Annotated in this window: 14 protein-coding genes; 8 read left to right on the top strand and 6 right to left on the bottom strand. The window is 38.3% G+C overall.

Annotation, left to right across the window (positions count from 1 at the left end; genetic code table 11):
* Positions 1-66: 66 nt before the first annotated feature.
* Complete coding sequence (pip, locus tag KIT27_09220) at positions 67-1023, bottom strand: prolyl aminopeptidase (GenBank protein ID MCW5589827.1); 957 nt, start codon at positions 1021-1023, stop codon at positions 67-69.
* Between the two features lie 126 nt (positions 1024-1149).
* Between pip and ald the strand changes: the two genes are divergently transcribed.
* Positions 1150-2268: an alanine dehydrogenase gene (gene ald / locus KIT27_09225; protein MCW5589828.1), complete on the top strand. Its 1119-nt coding sequence runs from the start codon at positions 1150-1152 to the stop codon at positions 2266-2268.
* Between the two features lie 504 nt (positions 2269-2772).
* Here ald and KIT27_09230 read toward each other — a convergent pair.
* Positions 2773-3738 (bottom strand): lytic murein transglycosylase, encoded by a 966-nt coding sequence (locus KIT27_09230; protein MCW5589829.1) that lies wholly within the window; start codon positions 3736-3738, stop codon positions 2773-2775.
* Positions 3739-3818: 80 nt separating this feature from the next.
* Entirely contained in the window at positions 3819-6866 is a 3048-nt protein-coding gene (locus KIT27_09235) for a hypothetical protein (GenBank protein ID MCW5589830.1), read from the bottom strand.
* Between the two features lie 182 nt (positions 6867-7048).
* Here KIT27_09235 and KIT27_09240 point away from each other — a divergent pair, with 182 nt between their 5' ends.
* The 3 genes from KIT27_09240 (at position 7049) to KIT27_09250 (ending at position 8993) form a co-directional block, all read left to right on the top strand.
* Positions 7049-7717, top strand: coding sequence for a L,D-transpeptidase (locus KIT27_09240; GenBank protein MCW5589831.1), 669 nt, complete (start codon positions 7049-7051; stop codon positions 7715-7717).
* Between the two features lie 82 nt (positions 7718-7799).
* On the top strand, positions 7800-8705 hold the full coding sequence (locus KIT27_09245) for a hypothetical protein (GenBank protein MCW5589832.1): 906 nt from the start codon (positions 7800-7802) through the stop codon (positions 8703-8705).
* A gap of 90 nt (positions 8706-8795) precedes the next feature.
* Positions 8796-8993: a hypothetical protein gene (locus KIT27_09250; protein ID MCW5589833.1), complete on the top strand. Its 198-nt coding sequence runs from the start codon at positions 8796-8798 to the stop codon at positions 8991-8993.
* A 70-nt stretch (positions 8994-9063) separates the two neighbouring features.
* Here the strand turns inward: KIT27_09250 and KIT27_09255 are convergent, their stop codons facing one another.
* The gene (locus KIT27_09255) at positions 9064-12111 is read right to left on the bottom strand and encodes an efflux RND transporter permease subunit (protein ID MCW5589834.1); all 3048 of its coding nucleotides are present in this window, start codon (positions 12109-12111) and stop codon (positions 9064-9066) included.
* Positions 12112-12117: 6 nt separating this feature from the next.
* Complete coding sequence (locus KIT27_09260) at positions 12118-13164, bottom strand: efflux RND transporter periplasmic adaptor subunit (GenBank protein MCW5589835.1); 1047 nt, start codon at positions 13162-13164, stop codon at positions 12118-12120.
* Positions 13165-13388: 224 nt separating this feature from the next.
* Here KIT27_09260 and KIT27_09265 point away from each other — a divergent pair, with 224 nt between their 5' ends.
* A complete protein-coding gene (locus tag KIT27_09265) occupies positions 13389-14009 on the top strand; it encodes a sterol desaturase family protein (GenBank protein ID MCW5589836.1) in 621 nt (206 codons plus the stop codon).
* 44 nt (positions 14010-14053) lie between these two features.
* On the opposite strand, the gene KIT27_09270 is transcribed toward KIT27_09265, so the two are convergent.
* Positions 14054-15394 carry a putative DNA binding domain-containing protein gene (locus KIT27_09270; protein MCW5589837.1) on the bottom strand — a complete coding sequence of 447 codons (1341 nt, stop codon included), beginning with the start codon at positions 15392-15394 and terminating at the stop codon, positions 14054-14056.
* Between the two features lie 262 nt (positions 15395-15656).
* Between KIT27_09270 and KIT27_09275 the strand changes: the two genes are divergently transcribed.
* From KIT27_09275 to KIT27_09285, 3 genes are all read left to right on the top strand, one after another.
* Entirely contained in the window at positions 15657-17459 is a 1803-nt protein-coding gene (locus KIT27_09275; GenBank protein MCW5589838.1) for an FAD-binding oxidoreductase, read from the top strand.
* Positions 17460-17877: 418 nt separating this feature from the next.
* Entirely contained in the window at positions 17878-18279 is a 402-nt protein-coding gene (locus KIT27_09280; protein ID MCW5589839.1) for a Y4oB family protein, read from the top strand.
* A 3-nt stretch (positions 18280-18282) separates the two neighbouring features.
* Complete coding sequence (locus KIT27_09285) at positions 18283-18966, top strand: RES family NAD+ phosphorylase (protein ID MCW5589840.1); 684 nt, start codon at positions 18283-18285, stop codon at positions 18964-18966.
* Positions 18967-19179 lie beyond the last annotated feature (213 nt).

A 19179-nucleotide genomic window follows, 5' to 3' on the forward strand; every position in this document is an offset into this window, starting at 1 on the left:
TTCGGCCAATGCGGATGATAATCCTCGATAATAATTTTACGCTGCATTACTTACTCTCACGATTATTTATGCCGCCGTATAACGATGCGCCATGCTTTTGGTCGCACGAACTAAGGCATCGACAATCGCCGGTTCAGCAGCGGCATGTCCTGCATCACGTATAATGTTTAATTGCGAGGATGGCCAGGCTTTATGTAACTCCCACGCGTGTTCTAATGGAGTTAACATATCGTAACGACCATGCACTATAATTCCTGGAATTTTTTGGATTGCGGCAATATTTTGTAAAATTTGATTAGGCTCTAGAAATAAATGATTTTTAAAATAATGACAGCTTATTCGCGCAAACGGCACGGCGCGTTTTGGATCGGACAGCTCTTCTAATAATTGTGGGCTGGGATCAAGCGTTGCACAGCGCGCTTCCCACAAAGCCCAAGCTTTCGCGGCAGTCATGCGCATTAAATCATCTTTACCCGTGACGCGAATATAATTAGCTTGAATTAAATCGTGTTGTTCTGCTTTAGGAATATGACTAATAAAATCTTCCCAAAAATCGGGGAACATGTGATTCATGCCATCGCGGTAAATCCAATGGATGTCTTGTTCGCGATTTAAAAATACTCCGCGTAAAATTAATCCCATGACTTTTTCAGGATACGTTTCCGCATACGCTAAACCAAGTGTCGCACCCCATGAACCGCCAAAAATAATCCAGCGATCGATATTTAACAATTCACGAATTTTTTCGATATCTTGAATTAAATCTTGTGTGGTATTTTCTTCAATCGAGCCATAAGGTGTAGAGCGACCACAACCACGTTGATCAAAAGCAATAATCCGATAAATCATCGGATCAAAAAACCGACGCGATTGATCGCTACACCCAAAACCTGGGCCGCCATGCAAAAATAAAACGGGAAGCCCTGTGGGTTCTCCCGATTCTTCAATATAAAGTTGATGGATTTTTCCTACTTTTAAAGCATGTTTTGCATAGGGACGAATGGCTGGATAATATGATAGCATCACTTCTTACTCTTTCAGTTAAAATCATGAATATTCCTTTCATCGTATATCTTCACACAAACCCTTGTCTCTTTTCAATTGCCCAGTATAATGCGCGAAGACAATGACATCTATTTGGAGAAAAATATGTTAATCGGCGTTCCAAAAGAAATTAAAAATCGTGAATATCGTGTAGGCATGGTGCCAGCCAGTGTGCGTGAATTAGTATTACGCGGCCATAAAATTGTGGTTGAAGCTGGGGCTGGTGAAGGCATTGGGATTACCGATAAACTCTATGTGGAAGCGGGTGCAACGCTTGCTAATTCCGCTAGCGAAATTTTTGCTAAAGCCGATTTAATTGTCAAAGTCAAAGAACCGCAACCACAAGAATGCAAAATGTTGCGTCCAGGACAAATTTTATTTACTTATTTACATTTAGCACCCGATCCTGAACAAGCAGAATTATTATTAGCCTCGGGTTGTTCTGCGATTGCGTATGAAACCGTAACCGATGCGCGTGGCGGTTTACCCTTGTTATCTCCCATGAGTGAAGTCGCCGGTCGGATGTCCATTCAAGCGGGCGCGCATTGCTTGGAAAAAGCTCAAGGCGGAAATGGCGTTTTATTAGGTGGGGTACCAGGCGTGGCACCCGCTAAAGTCACTGTGATTGGTGGCGGTGTTGTGGGTACGAATGCCGTGCGCATGGCCATGGGAATGGAAGCCAGTGTTACTGTGCTCGATAAATCGTTACGCCGATTACAAGAATTGGATTTTCAATTCGGCTCGAAATTAAATACTATTTTTGCGACCAACGAAGCGATTGAACAGTATGTTGTAAATTCCGATCTCGTCGTAGGTGCAGTATTAATTCCGGGTGCTGCCGCGCCCAAATTAGTTTCGCGTGAATTAGTGAAAAAAATGAAAAAAGGTTCCGTGCTCGTCGATGTGGCTATTGATCAAGGTGGATGCTTTGCAACGTCGCGTCCGACCACTCATGATGAACCTACTTATATTACCGATGGTGTCATTCATTATTGTGTCACCAATATGCCAGGTGGCGTCCCTCGCACTGCAACCTTTGCCTTAAATAATGCGACATTACCTTTTATTGTCGAACTCGCCGATAAAGGTTTAGCCACGGCGTTATTAGAAAACCCTCATTTACGCAACGGCCTCAATGTTCATCATTCTCATATTACTTATCAAGCCGTAGCGCAAGCCTTAAATCGCGAATATATTGATCCCGTCGGCTTATTTACAGGGTAATAATGTAGCCTGGAACGAGCAAAGCGCGTAGCCTGGATCGTAGCGCAGCGAAGATCCAGGATCATATACTCAAAACAATTGGATTTTAGGCGAGGCGTCGAGTTAAAGATGCGAAGGAGTGTATACTGAATACATGACTGAGCAGCTTTAGCTCGACAACAAAGCCTAAAATTCAAGTGTGAAGAGTATAGTTGAATTTTTTTTAATGGATTAAAAGGTAACTCACGTCACTATCACCGCCAACCACAGTACGTGCGATATCGCGAGTCGATGCTAAAAAAGAAAATTTTGAAAAACCAAAAAAATACATCACCAATCAAATTTAAAAATAATTGCATATAACGTTAGTGGTGGCCTGGAACGAGCAAAGTGAGATCCAGGATTGATCTCGTTTAACCCCCAATCTTTAACAACCTCACAAAACTTAATTAAATTCAGGATTCGTTTTTTTTAGGAGTTTTAAAATTTCACCGATCCTGGATCGCAGCGCAGCGAAGTTCCAGGCTACTTATGAGTTAATTCATTCATCAACACACCAATACTCAACACATAATACGTAGATTGGTTCCAGTGATATACGGCACGGAAATTGTCTGAATAGACTAAATAGCCTTGAGTGGAATCATGATCGGGAAAGAATAATGATGCCATCGCCTGTGAATGAGGCAAGACATAACCTGCTTTTGAACGCACCCCTTGATTTAACCAATAATTGACGGAATGTTCATAACGACCTTCCCAACGTCCAATAGCAGTGGGCACCTGCACAGGAATTAAAATGGGATGAGATAAATTAAAATGTTTATGCTGTAAAAAATTCGCCATACTTGCAAAAATATCGCCGGAATTATGCCAAATATCTTTACGACCATCGTGATTATAATCCACCGCAAAATCTAAATAGGCACTAGGCATAAATTGGCATTGCCCCATCGCTCCCGCCCACGAGCCTCGCATATCTTGCATATCAATAGCTCGTTTATCTAAAATTTGTAAAGCATCCATTAACTGTTCACGAAACATTCTACGCCGACGATCGCGATACGCCAAAGTAACTAAATTACTGATTTCAGGATAATCTCCTTGGATGTGGCCATAGTTCGTTTCTAAGCCCCATAACGCCACAATTAAATTAGCAGGAATATGATAGTCATGAGCAATTTGTGTTAGTAACTGATGATGTTTATTTAATTCAATTCTTCCTTGTTCAATGCGTTTTTCGGTAACACTTTTATTTAAATATTCTAAAAAAGTTAAGGGGCTGGCATGATAAGCGCGCGCGTGAGTGACATGTTGATAAAGTAATTGCACATTTCCTAAGGCTTGTCGAACCACCCAAGGTGAGATTCCACGCTGAAGTGCTTGCCGTTGTAAATCGTAGATAAATTCACGAAAAGAACCATCGGCAAATGCATGATTAAACACACACAATAAACTGAATAGTAACCAAATCCATTTGCGAATTTTCATAGCGTAAAACAAACTCTAGATGAAGTAGATTTATCTTAACGGGGAGATGAAATAAAAGCAAGATACTACGAAATTTAGATTCAAGATTTTCCGACAATCTTCAAGCGTCGTTTACGATAATATTGTTGCATGGCTTCATCTTCTTGTATCTCCATTTGTTGTTCTATATCGGCTTGCCAGGCTGCTACGTTGTTAGCAAAATTATCGATAAAATCCAATAACCGATTTTCCAAGTCATTAACATTTTTCTTAGCATTTAAAAAATGATTATAGCGCGACTGGTATTGGCGAGAAATATAACGAAGAATTTTAAAATTAAGCGGCGAATTCAGTTCCAGCTTTATCTGTTGCAAGCGCGCTTGTGCCGCTTGATAGGCAATGATCAATGAGTGAACTGTCATAGCAAAACGCTGATCAAGTTCTTCTAGCATGATATCATCACTTACGTGTTGCCGATGTGCCAAATATAAATAATTTAATATCTCCTCTACATTGAGAAGACATTGTTGGTTACTGAAGTTAATTTTTCGTTTAAATTGCCTAAAAATAGTAAACAAAAAATGAGGTTTTTTTCTAGCTAGCATTGCTTGACGTTTGGTGATTAATAACTCTACCTTGCCACGGTATTCAGTATAAGCTTGCAATAATGTTTCTGTTAAATTATTCAGAGTCTTATTGGCATCCAATAAATGATCTTTATCGATTGTGGTTTCTGTTGTTAATAATTGACGTTTTAAATAACTTAGTAAACGTATTAACAATAATTTACGGGTTAAACAATCATAGCGCGTTGATAAAAAATGATCGACAGCTACTTTTAATTCTTCTAGTGATTGCTGAATAGAATTTTGATTGCTCGCGATATTTTCTTCATAATTATCATCTCCACGCAGGCGTGACCATTGGTTAATATACGCCAAATGCGCATCCCTCATTTTTAACCATTCGATTTCTGCATTAGTGGTTTTTACAATTGCTAAAGCTTCTCGAATAAAATCACTCAAATGACGCGAGGGGAATGTTAACATTTTAAATGATTGTTCAATAATGGTTTCTGCTTTTTTCAAATGAGTATAGCGATCTAATAATATTTCTGCGCGCTTAGTTAATAATGAATGTGATGCATGATGAATCACAAGTCTTGAAAGCTCTTCCGCCTTCAAAATTTGATCTTGATGGCATTTTTGCAAATGTATTAAGTATTCTTTATTATTGTTGACGCATTTATAAATATTGCTTAATGTCCGAGACCGATTCTCTAAATGATTAATAAATTTTTGCAATTGCAGTAGGCGAAATTCAATAACGTTTAATAACTCTTTTGCCATTTCTGTGTGATTTTTTCTTTTTTCACTTAATTTTTCTAGAAAGAGTTTGCTACGCTCGTAAAAATTTTTCAAGGGTGTAATTTTATTATTAAAATCAGTCGTCATTGCTGCAATATACCCCGATTCAGAGTGAAGATTAACTTCTATTTTTCTGAGAATACTATCAAGATTGTCAACCATTATTATATCTTCTTTGGGGTTAAGAAATGGGATTACGCTTGGGATGGCCAGAATACTTTTTGAAAAGGATTTTAATAAGTAAAAGAAATTTAATTCTCTATAGTCCAATGAATTTATACCCCATTGATTATGCGTAGAGAGTATGAGCGCATTTTCTTTTGCTTGATGGGTTATTTCATTAATCAGATTTCGACAAACTTTACTATGGATTTTTCCATATGAAAAACTATGACTAATTGACTCAACAAAATAATTTAAGCCAAGCGTTAAATGGTGTCTTTCCAATAAAGCTTGCGTGACATCATGAACAATACTTTTCAAAAATAAGGAGTGTTCTCCAGATTGTTGTAAAGTATTTTTCAGTTCAGTTAGCTGTTCATAATCTTGTTCACGTTTTTTATAGTTATCTTGCTTGAAGCTATTAATAAAATATTGATAATCCGACTTTAAATGTTGTTCGCTAACAATGTGCTCTGCTAATACCACAGCTATGGTATATAAAATAGCTTTTTCTTCTCTATGAGCATCGTTAATAATATTTTCATCGTCTACTCTATTATTACTTTGAGAAAATGAGGAGAGATTGATGTCTGATGCCGTAGAGTAATGCTCAATTATTGCATGCAGTTTATCACGCAAGCTAATGGCTTTTTTATATTGATTAGGAAATTCATTTAATACATGTTTTATTCTATTTTCCGCATGATCAATTAACACCAATAACTCAGGCGGGTATTTCCCCTGTTGAAAAAAAACGGATTGCAGGTGAATACTTGACTCTAAATTAGAAGATTTTGCGGAAATGATTGTAAGTTGATTCATTAAATCTTCTAATTCATCTAGCAAAGACTCCCCCTTTAATGAAAATTCGGGTGAATTTTCTTTTATTGATGGTTGATGTTGAAAAATTTTCATCAGCGCAGAATTAACTTGTGAAAATTGATCGTCTATCAATAAAATCTGAATTAAATCTTGACCTAGCACCATGACATCAAATTGTTCTGAAAGCGTGCGTGTCTGCTTATAATCCATGCGATTTTCTAATGAATTTCTAAGCTGGATTAATACCTTTCGTAAAGAAGGCGTCATTGTTTTTGCCAAATCTTTACCCATTACTCGATTAATTTTGCGAATTTCTTCACTCGAATTGGTGTTTTTTAATAAGATTAAACGAATTAAATCTAATAATTGATCAAGCTGCTGTTGAATCAAACTTTCTCTTAATTCCTGATAATGTGCTTGCGATGATTGTTCTTTGAAAGTATTGCGCTTTGAAAGCGCATCATCCACAATTCTCTCATTCATGGCAAGAAGAGCCTGTTCACATTGATTGAGTAATTGATATTGTTCATAAAAAAAATGTTCTAAATCGGCAATACGTTGCCGGCGATAAACGTTTAAAACCTCAAGATTGGTAACGGGAAATTCAATTAAACTAGTCAATTCATCATTCATACAATTAGGTAAACAATCTGCGTAAATAATTAACTCATTAGAACTCAATTGCTGATTCAATAATTGCCGCACGGGTGCGATGCGTAAGCCATTTTGCCGATAGCGCTCGAGATATTCGCAAAATAATGCGATATTAGCATCCATTTTTTTATTAATGTTATTCATTATCTACCCCAAGAATCCATCTCGATGATTTAAGTATAGCTGCTTTTTAATGAATTGTTGGTTTAAAGTGTGCGTAAAGTGCCCTTGTTTTATAGCGGATAGGAAAATTATAAAAAAAGTCTATAATAATAGGAGTACTGCTTAAATCCTAAACAGTTAAAAAGAATATTTTGGGGGTTAAAATGCGTAATCTCTTATTAGGTATTGGGTTAGTATTTTATTTTTCTATGAGTTTAGCCTCACCTTTTGGTGCAAAATTATGCCGTGAAAATCCCAATTTTGATTGTGTAAAAGTCGGCAGCGACACGTGGAAAAAAATAGCGACGAATGCAGAAACTCGTCAATTAATTAAATTAATTAATCGCGTTAATATCGGTTTATCGGGAACGGTTGCTGTTCCTAAAAATTTAGAAAATGCTACACGCCACTCGCTTTCACCCTTTCCCGAACGCATGCCCGCAGCGATGGAAAAAATATTAATTATAGATTTAGAAAAACTTGCTTGGGCGGCCTATGGCAAAAATGGTTTATTATTAAAATGGGGCGCTATTTCACCTGGTAAAGATAAATGTCCAGAGGATAATTCCAGTTGTCGTACTACTACTGGAAAATTTAGTGTCTATCGTAAACAAGGTGCCGATTGTTATTCGCGTAAATATCCTTTGCCATTTGGTGGCGCACCGATGCCATATTGTAGTTTTTTTAATGGCGGCATCGCCGTACATGCCGGTATGCTTCCCGGTCGGCCCGATAGTCATGGCTGCGTTCGCACCGATATGGCCGATGCTAAATGGTTAAGCCAAGAGTTTCTAACCATTGGCACCCAAGTTCATGTTCGTCCTTATCGATAAATAAATTGAATCATGCCGTTAAAATCATTACAGTAATGAGAAAACTGGGCAATTAACATTAGGACGAAAGGAATCTCATTGCATGCGTTATTATTTACTCATGGTTCTATTCTCTTGCATTTTTTCAATTAATTTTTGCTACGCTTGGAGTGAGCGCGCTTATGTGATTGTCACGCAAATGGCATTGAATCAATTATCGAAACCCGATCAACTCCGCTATGAGCATATGGCAAAATTAATTGAAATTAATCTACCACTTAAACAACGTAATTACCTCAAACAGCATTTTAAAACAGCAAGTTTATTTGCGCGCTTAAGTGTATTACCCAGTTTTTGGAAAATGCAGCCCCTAGGTGAGGTTTATCAACAGTTGAATGGAACGCTGCCTAGTTCGTTAACTAAATATAAAGAACAAGATACCCAAAACTGGCATGCTATCAATTTTCCTTATCCAAATTTACCTCAGTGCAATTCTATTAAAACACCCAATCTCGTTTGGGCAATTAATCATTTTAAAAAGGGTTTAAAGGAAAGCTATACCAGTAACACTAAAGTTATCAATTTAGTATTTTTAGCTAATTTCATCACGGATGTTCACCAGCCGTTACGCACTCATATACTAGTCGATCAACAATGCAAATCGAATAATATGGGAGAAGATGTTTGTTTAATTCCAGTGGGTGAGGATAATTGCGATAAAACACTTTTAGATTTGTGGGAAGATGGTGCGGGTTATCTAACTTCAACTGTGAATATTTCCTATATTACGGAAGAATTGCAAAAGCGTTATCCCGCCAAACAATTTAGTCAAGAATTGAACCAGAATTCTGCTGAAGCCTGGGCTAAAGAAAGTGTAACTTATTTCCCCAAAATCTATGGATTTCGTGACATGAGCCGTAAAAGTTATGATACAGAAGTCATTAATATCACGAAAAAACAGCTAGCGCTCGCCGCTTATCGTTTGGCTGCCATTTTAAAACAAAATTAAGTCTTTGCAGTTACACGGTGGGTATGGCAAAATTGCAGGGTAAAAGTTTACAATAAATCCTAGGTTTAACTCGAGATAACAAGGTGGATCATGCCAAAACTACAACGCGATTTTGTCAGTGAATTGGATCATTTTCTGGAAGATATTAATCAAACAATATCACCTTCTGCATCACAACTGGCTGAAATTAAAAAGCATCAACGAATTTCACAACTGCGCGATCACGATGAAGGTAGTAATGAAATGGATAGCATTTGGCAAGGATTTAATGAAGATAAAACCTTTTAATTTTTTAAATTATTAAATTAATATAAGTTGGATTGAGCAAAAGCAAAATCCAACTTTATTAACTTCACGTTCATTCCAAATTGTTTACGTCATCAAATCGTTTAAAGCGGCCAAAATAAGAATATGCAATCGGCACGACAATTAATGAAAAGAATGTTCCAAATAATAAACCACCCACAATCACCCAACCAATTTGTTGACGTCCTACCGATCCGGGACCTGATGCAAACGCTAAGGGTAATGTACCTAATACCATTGCCGCAGTCGTCATGAGAATAGGACGCAGACGTGTGGCAGCTGCTTGAATAATTGCATGAGCCATATCCACACCTTGCTGACGTAAGCTATTGGCAAACTGTGTGATTAAAATTCCATGTTTAGAAATCATCCCAATTAAAGTCACAAAGCCAATTTCTGTATATAAATTTATGGTACCGCCCGTGAATTTCAAACAGATTAATGCTCCCACGATGCTTAATGGTACTGTTAATAAAATAATAAAGGGATCAATAAAACTGCCAAATTGCGCGGCTAATACTAAATAAATAAAAACAATCGCCAGTAAGAAAATACCAATCATATCCCCACTGGATTGAATAAACTCTGCCGCTTTGCCTGCAAAGGCATAATCAATATCTTTATTTAACACGGAAGGTAATACTGATTGAAAATATTTTACCGCTTGCCCGACGCTATAGCCTGGATTTAAATTTGCCGTTAAGGCAGCGGCACGCATGCGATTAAAATGAGGCAATCCAGGTTGACCAATTTTAGGGGTTAATTTGACTAAGCTTGATAAGGGGATCATTTGTGGTGTGGATTGACCACTGCGCACATATAATTTATCAATGCCTTTAAAATTCTCTAAATCCTTTTTCTGCGTTTGCACGAGCACTTCATAACTATAACCATCACTGAATAAATCAGTAACATGAGATCCACCTAACATCACAGCAATCGTATTGGCAATATCTTGAATATTGACATGCAGAGTGCCTGCTAATTCGCGATTAATAGTTAATTCAAATTGTTGATCGTCGTATTTTAAATTTGTTTCCACGTGACTTAATCCAGGATTAGCTTTGGCTAATTTCATTAACGCTTGCATCGGTTGAATTAAATCATCGTAACTTTTGGCAGTAGTTAATTGAATTGTTACATCACTGCCATCTTCACCATAACTTACCGGATCGGGAATACTGGGATACGCTTCAATTCCTGGAACATTTTTTAATTGCGGTTTTAATATTTCTAATAATTTATTGGTGGTAATGGTGCGTTCACCCCAGGGTTTTAAGGCAATATAAGAGGTGGCCCCACCGCTACTGATCATCGAATAATAACTTTGCACGCCTGGTAAGTTTGCATAAATTTTTTCAATATCACGCATGTATTTATCGGTGTAATTTAAACTCGATCCGGTGGGGGAAGTAATCGAGGTTTGAATTAACCCCACATCTTCTTTAGGAATAAATTCTTGCGAGGTAAAATGAAATAATCCCAGACCTAATCCACCAATGATTAATAAGCCATAAAAAACCCGCAAACGTTGATTAAGAATTAAAGCTAAATAGCGTTGATAGCCTGTCGCAATTTTATCAAACCATTTATCCACCAAGGCTACCAGTTTATTATCGTGATCATGAGTGGTTAAAATGCGTGAACACATCATTGGCGATAAGGTCAGCGCTACCCAGCCTGAAATAATAACTGCTCCTGCCAATGAAAAAGCAAATTCTTTAAAAATGACCGCCGAATAACCTTGAGCAAATCCAATAGGCGCGTACACTGCTGCCAGCGTGATAGTCATGGCAATCACCGCGGTGGCAATTTCGCGACTGCCTTTGATGGCTGCAGTAAAGGGCTTTTCGCCAGCCTCTATATGACGATGAATATTTTCTAACATCACAATAGCATCGTCTACTACCAAACCAATCGCTAATACCAAAGCCAGCAAGGTCATAACGTTAATAGTAAAATTTAATAAATACATTAATCCAAATACAGAAATTAAACATAAAGGAATGGTAACAATCGGGATCGACGACGCGCGCAATGATCCTAAAAATAAAAATACCACTAACATCACTAATATTACGGCTTCCAAAATTGAGTGAAAGGTTTCATGAATTGAGCTGGCTAAAAATAATGATTGATCGTAATTGACTCGTAAACTCATCGTCGCTGGTAATGATTTACGAATTTGTTCTAAAGAGTGTTTAACTAAATTGGCCACTTGAATGGGATTTGCCGATTGCAGAGGTTTGATTTCGACATCAATCGCCGACTGGCCATTAATGCGCATCGGCGCATCTTGTAAACTGGTGTAACCTAATTCAACATCGGCAATATCACGAATTTTAAGGGGTAATCCCTGGGTATTATAAACAACTACATTTTTAAATTCTTCGGGAGTGGATAAGCGCGTGGCGGAAATCACCGAATAATTACGCCAAGGATCTTTAATACTGCCGGCGGGAAAATCGATATTATTATTTTGCAAAGCGGTTTTTACATCGGTGGCGGTCACGCCGCGCGTCGCCAATTCATCGGCATTTAACCAAATTCGTAACGCATAATCGCTGGCGCCATAAATATCAACACCGCCTACTCCAGGAATTTGCCGTAATTTCGGCCAAACGTAGCGGCGAACATAGTCGCGAATTTCAGCCGCTGTTTTATGTGGATCAATAAATCCTAAACTTAATACGCCCATATCATTCCCACCGACATTAATCGAGGGCGGATCGATATCGGCTGGCAATTTCTCACGTAATGCGGCGATTTTATCGCGCACTTCATTCACGCCTTCTTCAAAATTGGCATCTAAACGAAAACGAATATAAACACGAGACCAAGAATTGCTACTGGAAGAGGTCATGGTTTGAATGCCATCGACGCCCGCAAGTGAATTTTCAATTAAGGTGGTAACGCTATTTTCCATTAATTTAGGATCGGCACCCTCATAATGCACGCCAATATTCATCAGGGGTTCACGTAAATCAGGGAAAAAACGAATTTCTAAACGGTGATAACCAACAATTCCCACAACGACCAAAACCAGATTTAAGACAATCGCTAACACGGGTTGTTTGATACAAATTTCTGTGAGCTTCACCTTAATCTACTCCGTGTCGGTCGTCGGTTGCGCTGTGACTATTTTTACGGGTGTACCATCACTTAATTTTTGAATACCGGCGGTGACCACAACATCGCCTGGTTTCAAACCCGATTTCACTTCGGCATAACCTTTAATCCGCCGTCCTAACTCTACTTTGGCACTATACGCTTTGCCATCGGTGATTCGATAAACAAAATCGCCAGCCATGCTCGCGGTAATACTTTGTTCGGGAACAATCACACTGTTTTTAGCAACGCCCACCACTTGTTCAATGCCAGCAAACATTCCAGGCGCTAATAATCCATTTTGATTATCCAGTGTGGCTTCCACCGTCACCATGCGGGTGTTTTGATCGACCGCGGGTGAAATAAAGGTGACTTTTGCCTGAAAAATTTTATTAATTCCGTTAACCTCCACATCGACTTCTTGATTAATACTGAGTTGTGAAACAAACTTTTGAGGTACTGAATATCTGACTTTGAGATGATCGTTATTAACCAAGGGCACTATCGCTTGCCCCGAAGTAACGTAATCGCCGACATTAACTTTTAATTCTCCCAAGGTGCCATTAAACGGCGCGACAATTTGTTTTTCATCCAGCGCTGCGGTAGACGTTTTTAACGCTGCCATTTTAGTGGCAACGTCAGCTTGCGCTTGATTTAACATTTGAGTGGAAACCCCGCCGTATTCTTTCACTTCTAAATAGCGTGCCAGCGTGGTTTGGCTGAGCTTTAACGCCGCCTTGGCCGAATCGACATTTGCCTGCGCGGTTTCTTGCTCTAGCTGAACGATCACATCGCCTTTTTTAACGTCTTGTCCATTGTTAAAAAAAATTTTAACCACTTGTCCTTCGACTTGCGCACTGAGCGTGGCGACGTTAAATGAGGATAAGGTTCCCACTGCAGAAACCGTTTCGGGAATATCGCGGGTACCGATGGTTGCCACTTCTACGGCAATCGCATCGTTATTGGTTTTATCATGATCCGTGAAACAGCCCTGACATAACAGCGCGATGATGCTTATAACTAACCATTTTGATAATTTTGTCATGGAATATAAAACCTAGAATAATGTGGCTTGCGTTTCGTTCACGGCGAACATTAAAATACGCCATTATACTCGATATGCTGGATAAAACGTAGCAATTTTCAAGTGGTCTAATCACTTCAATGCCGTTCAGCGCCATGTGAAACCGCAGAGAGCAAGCAAAAAGCTTTATGCCTAACGCAAACTTTGGGGACGACATTTAACATTATGGTAGAGGAGACGAACCCATGAAAACCATGTTAAAAATTTATTTTAGCCACCCCACCATCTGGGGCTTGTGGTTTTTATTCGCGGTGCTGTGTGGGCTAAATTGGCATTTGCATTTATTCACCCATCACTCTCTGTGGCTTATCTTGCCGGTGATCTTAGCACCGTTTTACGAATGGTTTGCGCATAAATATTTATTGCACGCCAAACTACCCCAGAACGATGGCCTACTAAAACGCTTCTTGCTACGCCTTCACCACGATCACCATCGTGATCCAAAAAATATCCGTTTACTTTTCGCGCCAGTCAGTGCGCTTATTATTCTATTTATTAAACTCTATTTATTTTATGCCCTCTTGAGTTTAAGTTTTCATATTGCGCTTATCCCACTCACTTCGACAGTTTTATATTATCTTTATTACGAATGGGTTCATTTAGGACATCATATTGTTGAATACCAACATTTAACACGCTACGGAAAAAAAATGAAAAGCGCGCATATGCGTCATCATTATATTAATGAAAATTATTGGTGGGGGATCACTAATCATCTTGGGGATGTCATATTTGGAACTTTTAAAGATCGCAAAAATGTTGAAAAAAGTGACTTCACTAAAAAAATTCATCACAAGCTGAACTGATATCAACAGGAGTTTTGCACATGTGCGAAACTCCTGATCAAAAATTATTTTAACCGATACCTTACCGCAGGACCTTGGCCTAGCTTGATGATTTTTTTCTGCTTAATTAACTGCGCTAACTTGCGAATTGCCGTATTATGTGAAATCGATAAATACTGGGCAATCTCTTTTGCACTTACTTCGCGACGTGTTTTAATTAGGGCTAAAATACTAGCCTCTTCGTTTTTATATGCTGTTGGATCGGGGTCGAAGAAAAATATTATTTTAACAAAATCACCTTCTTCATGATATTCGGGTTTTTTTAACCCCGCTTTTTGGCAACTGTCATAGATTAATTTTATACCTGTGCCACGGGTTTCAATTAAATTCAACTTATAAGCAAGGCGCACTAATGTGGGATTGCGTAAATAAGTAGTGCCATCACCCAGATTATTCAAATCCACTAAGCCAGGGAAACATCCCGGATTGAAAATTTCTACACGATCATCATAAATGGCAATTTTAACAGCGCCAGGAATATTATATTTCCGATGTAATAATGCATTTAAAATAGCTTCTCTTAGTGCTTCTTGAGGTAAAGGAATGACTCTTTTTAATTTTACATCTTGCATTTCAAAATGTGTCGTTAGCCATTTATTTAAAAGAATTAAACTCAAATGTGCCTGCTGTTCAAGCGTTCCCACGATGTCTTCTGTTTGTAAAATATCACGTCCCAATGTGCCTTTAAATCGAGTGCATTTAATCAGGGCTTCATGAATATATTGATGTGGCGTTTCACAAAAAAGCAATAATCCAGCGATAGTCGGAGCTATCGTTTCTTTATTGGCACTATGCTGTTTAATAATTCGTTCAGCAATTAATCGGTTTTTAGTAATCCGACTACCAATAAATTGAGTTAATAATTCACGAGAAAGCACTCGATTGGGATTGACCACAATAATTTCTTCATCATAATTGAGTCGTTGCGCCTCTCGATTCAAATCTTCGATATATTCTGGCGTCGCTTTACGGGTAGCAGAACCTACTCGAATATAAGTTCCTTCATTAAGGCCTTTACTTTTTAAAAAATAGGGTTTGCGTGGACTCATAGGGATTTCGATCACTAATACCGATTTGCTAACAAAATTTTGTTCATAAATCTGGGCGACTAAAGCAGGCATTACCGAATCATATAAACTGTTGGGAAAATTCTCATATAATTTGTGGCGATCTTCATCTGCAATTCCCACTACTTCATGGGTCTTGTCATCCACGCCAATGATGATGCGTCCGCCCGTGCCATTGGCAAAGGCGATACACGTTTTTATTAATGTTTCAAATTTCGGAAGTTGCGATTTGAACTCAATCAATTTTGATTCGCGATCGGGAAAAATGACTTTACCCATCTCATGCTCTCTTGGCGCATTTATAACAGAAACAACATTATCTCACCAATCTCACCATCATACAAGCTATCTCACCAATCTCACCATCCCACCAGATATCTCACCAATCTCACCATCACGCCAGCTATCTCACTCTGTTGCCGCAAAAGCATCCAGACTTTACCCCCTAAGCGCAATCAATAATTCATCGAGATTTTGCTATTTTCAGTGACTCACGTTATGATAAATTCACTTCAAGGATAGCAACAGATTAAGGACAATCATGCGAATAAAACAGATGGGTTTCTTAGTGATTTCGTTTAGCGCTATTTTTTTTACCCAAGCTTTTGCTGAATCAAACACCACTAGTACTCATTTATGCCGTTGCACGCCCAGTGAAAATTGTTGGCCATCAACTCAAGCATGGCAGCAATTACAAAAACAATTAACAGGGAAATTAATCAAACCCATTGCACTGATGGATGCTTGTAACAACGATCCCGCAGCACAGTCTTGCCAGGACGCAATAAAACTCAGTAAAAATCCTTTCGTGATCCAATCGAATCCAGGCAATACCATGAGCCAAGGTTGGTTAAACGCTTGGAATTATCACAATAGCATTTATGCCGTAGAAGCTAAAAATACGCAAGATATTGTCAGCGCCGTTAATTTTGCTCGCGAACATCATTTACGTTTAGCGATAAAAGGTTCTGGCCATGATTATTTAGGTCGTTCGAGTGCGAAAGATTCTTTATTAATTTGGACGCACAACATGCGAGCGGTCAAATACGATCCCGCATTTATTCCACAAAGTTGCCCTAAAACGACAGTTGCCACTCCTGCTGTTACCGTTGAAGCGGGCGCGCGTTGGCTTGAAACTTATTTAATGGCTGCAAAGCATGATCGCTATGTGCAAGGCGGAGGTTGCACGACAGTCGGTGCCGCCGGTGGATTTACCCAAGGTGGCGGATTTGGCAGTTTTTCCAAAAAATTTGGCACGGGTGCAGCAGGAGTATTACAAGCCGAAATTGTTACTGCCGATGGTAAAGTGATTGTTGCTAATGCTTGTCAAAATAAAGATTTATTTTGGGCAATCCGTGGAGGTGGTGGTAGCACATTTGGTGTGGTTACCAAAATGACTTTGCGCACTCACCCACTACCCGCTTATTTTGGTTTATTGCATGGTACTATCACTGCTAAAAATGATAAGGCATTTAAACAATTAATTTTAAAATTAATTGGATTTTATGATCACCATTTAAATAATCCACATTGGGGTGAACAAATTACCTTTAATAAAAATAATACTGTTGTATTAGGGTTAGTCTATCAAGGTGAAAACGCGCAGGATGCGCAACACACCTGGAATATTATGCAAAATTGGTTAAAAGCACATCCCCAACACTACACTCAAGATGTCACATTATTTTCTATTCCACCGACAAAATTATTTAATTATGATTTTTGGCACGCCAATTTCCCCTCATTTGTCGTAAAAAATACGGCAAAAGGCGCACGGCCTGGTGAATATTGGTGGGCAAGTAATAGCGCTGAATTACATCAATATTGGTATACCTATCAATCGTGGTGGTTACCCTTAAATTTATTTGCGCCCACTCACGCACAACAATTAGCAGATGTGGTATTTCAAGCTTCACGTGTTGCAGCGGTTTCTTTTCATATTAATAAAGGATTAGCAGGTGCTTCGAACGATGCCATTCAACGCGGATTGCAAACATCTGTAAATCCCGTGGTATATCATGCTGCAACCTTAGTATTAATGGGTGCGGGAAGTGATAAAGTGTACCCCGATTATAAAAAATTACCACAACCTCCAACACAAGCGAGTAGTGATGTGAATAAAATTACACAAGCAATGAAATTATTTAAAAACCTCGCACCAAATTCTGGAACTTATGCCAATGAAGCTGATTATTTTGAAAAAAATTGGCAAATGGCTTTCTGGGGTAACAATTACGATCGCTTACTAAAAATAAAACAAGAATATGATCCGCAAGGATTATTTTATTGTCACCATTGTGTGGGCAGTGAAAACTGGAGCGATGATGGCATGTGTCGTAAATAACATATTCCTGAGATGTTTTGAAAAGGTGAGCACTTTAACCAAATAAAATGTTATTAATCTGTGCAAAAGCAGATGATCTAGTGAAAATCACTTTAGGGCGTGTTGACAATTCGCTATGCTGAGACGTAGCTTGTTGATTTTTGAGCACTAGCGCGCAGTTTACACCAAGTAAATGAGCAGCGGAGCACAAAAAATCAACGAGATACGGCCAGCAGAGTAGAATTGTCAACACGCCCTAGTTATATCACGTCATCTCGTCGTTATATTGCAGATAAGCTGTTATGAAAAATTAGCAAGGTGATTGTCTAAGGCAATAAATCAATAGGTTATCAGCGCTCTTTAGCCAAATGGCAATTGATTTGAAATATACGCCATTTGGCACTATACTAACATTAAGATAAATTTAGAGATGATGCTGATGGAAACTAATCATTCAAAGATAGTCTCTTCTAACATTCATCAAAAAAGCAAAGTAGCCCTGAAAGCATTTTTTGGGATTTGTGAACAATGGAAATTAAATACGACTCAATGCAAAATTTTGCTTGGCAATCCACCTGCACGAACATTTTCCCGATGGAAACAATTGGGTGATAATTTAACTCTTAGCCAAGATAAATTGGAAAGAATTTCTTATATATTAGGTATTTATAAAGCTCTCAGAATATTATTACCTAATGAAGAGGCCGCGAATAGTTGGATCCATAAACCCAATAGTGCTGAAATATTTAATGGCCAAAGCGCCTTAGATAAATTACTTCAAGGTCGCGTTATTGATTTAGCTGATGTGCGGCGATATTTAGATGCAGAACGCGGTTGGTAATTTATGAAAAATCCTTCCTTGATTGATCTTAGTGGAACAAAACATTTTAGAATTATTCCTTCCCTATATCCTCCAATTAATTTTTTTGAAAAACTCGTAGATGCGTCTGAAATGGAGCTATTATGGGAAATTGAAGGATTAACTAATGAAAGACTTTTAGAAGAAACAGGGGATATTTTTTTAGTGAAAAAAGAAGATCGAATTTGTGGTAAAGGATCTTCTGTAGTAATGGCAGCATTTACTCACATTCATAAAAAATCCAGATTTACAGATGGAAAATATGGTATTTATTACGCCGGTTTAAATCGCGAAACTGCTTTACGTGAAACTATTTATCACCGCGAAAAATTTTTACAGGCAACAGCAGAAAAAGCCTGTGAAATTACCATGCGTTGTTATAAAGGAAAAATTACCAAACCATTACACGATATTCGAGCAAAGAAATATCAATCACTACATGATCCCCACAGCTATACAGTTTCTCAAGAATTTGCTAGTAAAATGAGAGCACAAAACTCATGGGGCTTAATTTATAATAGTGTTCGTCATCCACAAAGCAACTGCATTGCCTTATTTCGTCCACCAGCGACAACAATTCCCATACAAACAGATCATTTATCATATGTATGGGATGGAACAAAAATTACTTCGGTCTATCAAAAAACAGAACCGTTGTTAATTTTATGATAAAGCATTTAACCGATTGCGAGAGTAAAATGAAAAAATCATTCTTAATTACCGGCAGCACCAAAGGCATTGGTCTTGCTACTTCACTTTATTTAAATGAATTAGGCTATGACATTATTGGTATCGCCAGAAATTAACCTCGAGAAAATTTTCCTGGTACGCTTTATCTCGCTGATTTAAGCAACGCCGATGAAACCCTTAAAATTTTTAATT

Source organism: Legionellales bacterium (assembly GCA_026125385.1).
Taxonomy (GTDB): Bacteria; Pseudomonadota; Gammaproteobacteria; order JAHCLG01; family JAHCLG01; genus JAHCLG01.